This window comes from Lactobacillus leichmannii (assembly GCF_024701915.1).
GTDB classification, from domain to species: domain Bacteria; phylum Bacillota; class Bacilli; order Lactobacillales; family Lactobacillaceae; genus Lactobacillus; species Lactobacillus delbrueckii.
The window spans coordinates 1-6,552 of record NZ_QOCY01000021.1 but is presented as its reverse complement, the minus strand read 5'-3'; the positions used below and the strand labels follow the sequence as shown (position 1 = coordinate 6,552).

The following is a 6,552-nucleotide window of genomic DNA, read 5'->3' as shown; positions in this document are numbered from 1 at the left end:
TGTGAAGAAGAACGGCTTGCCATGCGCTTTTAAATTTTAAGATAAAGAACAGAAGGTGGCGCTGATCTGCAGAAAAATTTTCATTTCCTTGAATCAGCTTCTTTAAACGGTTAGCCAGATTCGACCACATGCTTTTTATGTTGGCACATGCTTCACGGAGAGCACCAACCCAGTGCTTGGTCTGAAAGTTGTAGACTGTTTCCAGCTTGCCTTTTGAGCCTTTAACCGGCTTGTCCCATTTACGAACTTGGTTACGCAGAGCCTGCCAGTTATTAACCGCAAGCATCGAATTGATGCCGCAGTAGCGGTTCAAAAAGAAATGCCGGCACCTGCCGTATCTTTCAAAAAAGTCTGACATTCTGGCAAATTCTTCATCGCTTATCTTTTTGGAGTAGACTCTAACTGTCTTGGGTTGAGTCTTTTTCACTGTCTGCTTGACTGAAGAGCTTTTTGCTTTCTTGGATGACTCTTGCATTCTGATGTGACCTCTTTCCATACAGCTTAGCTGAGAAAACAGTGATTATAGATAAAACATCTTCTACAAGTTCTGAATTTGGATCAACGTTGTCTGTCTGATTGATGACAACTAGCTCTACATCGTTTGCCTGGCAGATTGTCTCAATCATTTCAAAGCCAAAACGGACAAGCCTGTCTTGGTAATTTACAACGACTCGCTCACACTGCTTCTTGCAGATCATGTTGATCAGCTCTGTCAGGCCCTTTTTCTTATAGTTGAGACTAGATCCAACGTCTTGAATGATCTTAAACTGATAGCCATTGACTTCGCAATATCTGGACACTACATCCTTCTGCCTTTGGAGATCTTCTTTTTGATGGCCAGAAGAAACCCGGCAATAGCCGATGGTCAGCAGCTTCTTAGGCTTAGCTGCTTTCATATTGCCTTGCAGAAGCTCATCTAGCATTTCTTTAGTGTAGCGACGTTGATTAGAGGTAGTTCTAAGCGGCGTAATCAGTCCCTCAGCTTCCCAATTGCGGAGAGTTGACTTAGCAACATTAAGATATTCAGCTGCTTTTGATATGGACATGTATTCGCTCATTATTTCTTCCTCCCAATCTTTTGATACCGGCATTATATCATGAATTGGTAAGAAAAATTACTATTTAGCACTGGATGAAATTAATACTTTTTAACAGTCACACCCTCTTTTGACAATGCAGGCAGTAGGTGGTTCCCCGCCCGCTGATCTTGATCTTGACAAAGTCTTCCCCGCAGCGGGGGCATGGCTGCCCCTCCTTGCCGTAGACCTTGAGCTTTTCCTGGTAGTGGCCGGACTCCCCTTCCGCGTTTAAGAAGCTGTGGACGGTCGTGCCGCCGTATTTAGTAGCTTCTTCTATGGTTTCATTGATGGCTGAATGGAGGCACTTGACCTGGTCCTTGGTTAATTCGTTAGCTGGCGTTAAGGGGTTGATCTGGCTTTGCCAGAGGACTTCATCAACATAGATATTTCCCAGGCCGGCTACCAGGGTCTGGCTCATGAGCAGGCTCTTGATGTTCATGCTCCTCTTCTTCAAGCCTTTTTCAAAGTAGTCCAAGCTAAATTCTGGACTATTTGCTTCAACGCCCAAATTCTTCAAGCCGGTGACCTGGAATTCAGTTCCAGTTTCCACCAATTGCAGGCGGCCGAATTTGCGGACATCCGCGTAGCGGAGGCTGCTTCCATCGGTAAAGGCAAACTGCAGGTGCTCATGCTTGTCTACCGGTGCATCCCAGGTCGTTAGATGGTACTTGCCTTCCATCCGCAAGTGGGAAACGACCGTCAAGTCGCCTAAACGGAAGAGCAGGAATTTGGCATAGCGGTCAACGGCGGTAAAGGTCTTGCCCTTTAACTCCCTTTTAAAAGTTTCCGGGTCGCCGGTGATGACCTTGTCGTACCAAATATCGACATGGTCGATCGTTTTGCCCACGACCAAGGGCCGCAGGGTCCGGCGGACCGTTTCAACTTCTGGCATTTCTGGCATTTTCTACCTCCTACTTTGCTTCATACCAGTCATGGCCCCAGCCGGCGTCAGCGACTAAAGGCACGTCCAACTTAACAGCTGCCTGCATGACTGACGGGACAATCTTCTGAATCGTTTCCAGTTCATCAGCTGGTACGTCAAAGATCAATTCGTCGTGGACCTGGACGACCATCTTGGTCTTTAATCCCAGTTCATCCAGCTTCTTTTGCACGTTGATCATGGCAATCTTCATGATGTCCGCGGCTGACCCTTGGATTGGGGAGTTGATCGCCGTTCTTTCCGCGAAAGAGCGGACATTAAAGTTCTTAGCGTGAATATCTGGCAGGTAGCGGCGGCGGTGCATGATGGTTTCCGCGTAGCCCTTTTCTCTGGCGTCTTTAACAGCCCGGTCCATGTAGGCCTGGATGCCTGGGTATTGCTCAAAGTATTCGTCGATGAATTCCTTGGCCTGCTTGCGGGAGATGTCCAGGTTCTTGGAGAGGCCGTAATCGGAGATCCCGTAGACGATCCCGAAGTTGACCGCCTTGGCCCGCCGTCTTTGCAAAGACGTTACTTCGTCAACGCTGCTTAAGTGGAAGATCTTCATGGCCGTGTGGGCGTGGATGTCGTAGCCAGTCTTGAAGGCTTCCTGCATGTTCGGGTCGGCTGAGACATGGGCCAGGACCCGGAGCTCGATTTGGGAGTAGTCGCAGGAGTAGATATAGCCATCCGGACTTGATGGGACAAAAGCCTTTCTGATCTGCTTGCCTTCTTCCGTTCTGGTTGGGATGTTCTGCAGGTTAGGGTCAACTGAAGACAGGCGGCCAGTTGCCGTCAAAGTCTGCAGGTAGCGGGTGTGGATACGGCCGTCACGCTCATCGATGACGTCTAAGAGGCCCTTAACGTAGGTAGACTGGATCTTGGAAATCTGCCGGTATTCCAGGATGTCACTGACAACCGGGCTTTGTTCTTTCAATTGGTTCAAGACTTCAACTGAAGTGGAGTAACCAGTCTTGGTCTTCTTGATAACTGGCAGGCCCAGCTTTTCAAAGAGGATGACCCCCAGCTGCTTTGGTGAATTCAGGTTGAATTCTTCCCCGGCTTCCTTGTAGATCTTCTCTTCCAGTTCCTTTAAACGGACAGCAAAGTCGTTTTCCAGTTCCTTTAAGCGGGAAGGCTGGACCTTGATCCCGTTCATTTCCATCTTGGCCAGGACTCTGGCCGTTGGCAGTTCGATTGAATCATAGAGGTCATCTTGCTCATGGTCTTTTAACTGCTTTAACAGACTGTCCTTCAAAGCCGCGATCGCCGCGGTCTTGCCAGCCAGGTGGTTGAAGAAGACCGCGTCATCTGCCGGAATCTTGGCATTCTTCCCCTTCCCGTAGACTTCCAGGTCGGTCTTTAAGTCATAGTAGTCGTAGCCTTGGACCAGTTCACCCAGGTCGTTGGAATTTTTCTCATTATCAACCAGGTAAGAAGCCAGGAGCAGGTCAAAGGTCAAAGATTCAGCCTTGATTCCCAGCCGGTAGAGGCCGTAAGTGGTACGCTTTAAGTCAAAGACGTTCTTTTGAACGGCAGAATCTTCCAGCATTCCCTTCAAGGGGCTTTCCTGCAAGAGGAAGACGTCCCGGCTGACGAAAGTTTCCCCGCCGATTTTCAAGGCAAAACCGGCGAAGTCGGCCAGGTGGTAGTTGTCGCCAAACATGGCCAGGTAGAAAGTAACTTCAGCAGCCTTTGGCGGCTGGTCTAAGTTATCAGCACTGAGCACGACATAGTCCTGCTTTTTAACTTCCGTCTTGTTTTCAGTCAACTCCCCTTTTTGGGCCAAGTCGGCCAGAAAGCGGCGGAAGTTCATCTTTTCGTAGAAGCGACGGAGGTCGTCGATATTGCTGCCCTCATAGCTAAGGTCATCAAGGGTCACTTCCACCGGGCTGTCGCAGTTGATGGTGGCCAGCTTTTTACCCAAAAGGGCATTGTCCTTGCTGGCGATCAGATTTTCCTTCAGCTTGGACTTCTTCATTTCATCAACGTGGTTATACAAGTTCTCCACGCTGCCGTATTCCTGGATCAATTTAGAGGCAGTCTTGGGGCCGACCTTGGCCACGCCTGGGTAGTTGTCGGACGGGTCACCCATCAAAGCCTTCATGTCGATGAACTCAGTCGGGGTCACCCCGTTGACTTCTTTCATGTGGTCTGGAGTGAAGGCTTCCAGTTTAGTTACCCCGGACTTGGTCACGTAGACGGTGACATGGTCACTGGCCAATTGGGTCAAGTCCTTGTCCCCGGAAACAACGGCCACTTCATAGCCGGCTTCGACTCCTTTTTTAGCCATGGTGCCGATGATGTCGTCGGCTTCATAGTTGGCCAGTTCGTAGCTCTTGATTCCCATGTCCTTGAGCATTTCCCGCAAGTAAGGGAGCTGTTCGGAAAGCTCTGCCGGAGTCTTGTCCCGGCCGCCCTTGTAGTCTTTGTACATGGCGGTTCTGAAGGTGGTCTTGCCGGCGTCAAAGGCCACCAGGATATGACTTGGGTCTTCCTGCTTCAAGACCACGTCCAGCATGTTCTTAAAGGCATAGAGGGCGTTGGTGTGGAGACCTTCTGGATTCTTAAACTTGTCCAGCTGCTGGTACATGGCGAAAAAGGCCCGGAAGGCCACGGAATTGCCATCGATTAAAAGTAACTTCTTCTTGTTCATTGTCATTCCTTGCAAAATAAAAACTGTCAAAATACCTATATGTATTTTAACAGTTTTTGCTAGTTCGTTAATTATCGCCGATTGTAAAATTAAACTGAACACTGTTCCGATCCAGTAAGAAAAATCGTTTTCACTGGATTAGAGTACAAAAAATCCATTTCAACCATCTGGTAGAATATGAATTACCACAAACATTTCTAGAGAGGTTAAAATGGATCATTCATATTCTAACACTAAACCACACCAAAAGGGCAAGCACCTTACGCTGAACAACCGGACTACAATCCAGGAGCTGCACTCTAAGGGCTGCTCTAATCGTGCTATAGCTAGAGAACTTAACTGCTCACCAAGCACGGTCGGATATGAGCTCAAAAGAGGCACAGTATCCGTGTATACCGGCAATGTGAAGCGGTGAAGGGCAAAGCACTTACGAACTACATAGAAGCAAATGCGGCCGCAAGAGCTTGTTTCTTCGCAGACATAAGTTCATCGACTATGTTTCCCACTGCTTCCATAATCAAGGCTGGTCTCTTGATGCTTGCGTGGGTTATGCTTTGGCCAAGGGAATCTTCCAGAAGGATCAGGTCGTATCAACCAAAACTCTGTATAACTACGTTGACTTGGGCCTAATGGATATCTAGAACGGTGATCTTCCAGAGAAGGTGAAGCGCAATACTAAGACTCGTCGTGCCCGTGTAAACAAGCGTATCCTGGGACGAAGCATCGATGAACGTAGTCCTAGAATCGAAAGCCGTAAGGACTTTGGTCACTGGGAATGCGATCTGGTTCTTGGACACAAGACTAAGGACGACGATGTGTTGCTTACTCTGTGCGAACGAAAGACGCGTCAGTTCTTCATGATCAAGATTGAGGATAAGACCTCAGCTAGCGTTATGAAGGCATTTGATAAGCTTCGAGAGTACTACGGATCCAAATGGAATCAAATCTTTAAGTCTATCACAACTGACAACAGATCTGAGTTCGCAGATCTATCCAATCTTGAGCAAGTTTCCAAGACTATTGTGTACTACGCTCACCCTTATACATCCTGTGATAAAGGCAGCGTAGAACGGCACAACGGGCTTATCAGACGCTATATTCCCAAGGGAGACCGTATGGATAAGTACAGTGTGGAAGATATTGCTAAGATCGAGGTATGGTGCAACTCTCTTCCTCGAAAGATCTTAAACTACAAGACTCCAGAAGAGTACTTTGACACCGAACTTGACCGCATTTACCGGCGTAGATAGTCAAAATCTGCCAGATGTTATGGTAAGTGTTCAATTTATTCTTGCAATTGGCGAAATTTTAGTATAAATAATATGCCTCAATTGTCAAGTTAAGTGCAACACTAATGGCCTATTCTTATAATTGGTCTAGAAAGTTAAACCAGTTGTGGCATAACATCCGCTGGACAACTATAGCTTAAACAGCGGCGGGGACGGTGATTCAGCGTGTCTTGAACCAACTGCAGATCCACTAATGAGAGGTTTTTAAAGGAATGCCCCTTTGGGAAGAACTCTCTTAATTGACCATTCACATTCTCATTAGTGCCCCGTTCCCAGGGAGAATATGGATGGGCAAAGTAGATTTCCGTTCCTTGAACCTGATTTAAACTAGCGAATTCCGAGCCGTTGTCAAACGTGATCGTCCGAAAGTTTTCTGCACCGTAATCATCAATCGTATCTTGGAGGGCTTGCCGGCAAGTCTCTGCCCGGTAATCAGGCAATTTAACGATAATTTCCATCCGGCTAACTCGCTCGGTTAACGTCATTAAAGCTAGTGTAGCGTCATGATGATATTTTGGAAGTGGTGTGCAATTATGGTACAATCTCTGTAGTATATCTATCAATTAGCTATGGAGGTTTATTAACCATGACACCTACTTCTAAAAAATA

The 6,552-nt window shown here is 47.4% G+C and carries 3 protein-coding genes and 3 pseudogenes; 1 reads left to right on the top strand and 5 read right to left on the bottom strand.

Going from position 1 to position 6,552, the window contains the following annotated elements; translation table 11 throughout:
* The 4 genes and pseudogenes from DS743_RS02180 to polA all read right to left on the bottom strand — a co-directional run.
* Window positions 1-358, bottom strand: a pseudogene (locus DS743_RS02180) (RNA-guided endonuclease TnpB family protein); the annotation flags it as partial.
* A 40-nt stretch (window positions 359-398) separates the two neighbouring features.
* On the bottom strand, window positions 399-1,058 hold the full coding sequence (locus tag DS743_RS02175; protein ID WP_258945801.1) for an IS607 family transposase: 660 nt from the start codon (window positions 1,056-1,058) through the stop codon (window positions 399-401).
* Window positions 1,059-1,155: 97 nt separating this feature from the next.
* Window positions 1,156-1,980: a DNA-formamidopyrimidine glycosylase gene (gene mutM, locus DS743_RS02170; RefSeq protein ID WP_035184733.1), complete on the bottom strand. Its 825-nt coding sequence runs from the start codon at window positions 1,978-1,980 to the stop codon at window positions 1,156-1,158.
* A gap of 10 nt (window positions 1,981-1,990) precedes the next feature.
* On the bottom strand, window positions 1,991-4,654 hold the full coding sequence (gene polA / locus DS743_RS02165; protein WP_072544164.1) for a DNA polymerase I: 2,664 nt from the start codon (window positions 4,652-4,654) through the stop codon (window positions 1,991-1,993).
* A gap of 211 nt (window positions 4,655-4,865) precedes the next feature.
* Between polA and DS743_RS02160 the strand changes: the two are divergent.
* Window positions 4,866-5,904, top strand: a pseudogene (locus DS743_RS02160) (IS30 family transposase).
* A gap of 134 nt (window positions 5,905-6,038) precedes the next feature.
* Here the strand turns inward: DS743_RS02160 and DS743_RS02155 are convergent.
* Window positions 6,039-6,434, bottom strand: a pseudogene (locus DS743_RS02155) (IS30 family transposase); the annotation flags it as partial.
* Window positions 6,435-6,552: the final 118 nt, after the last annotated feature.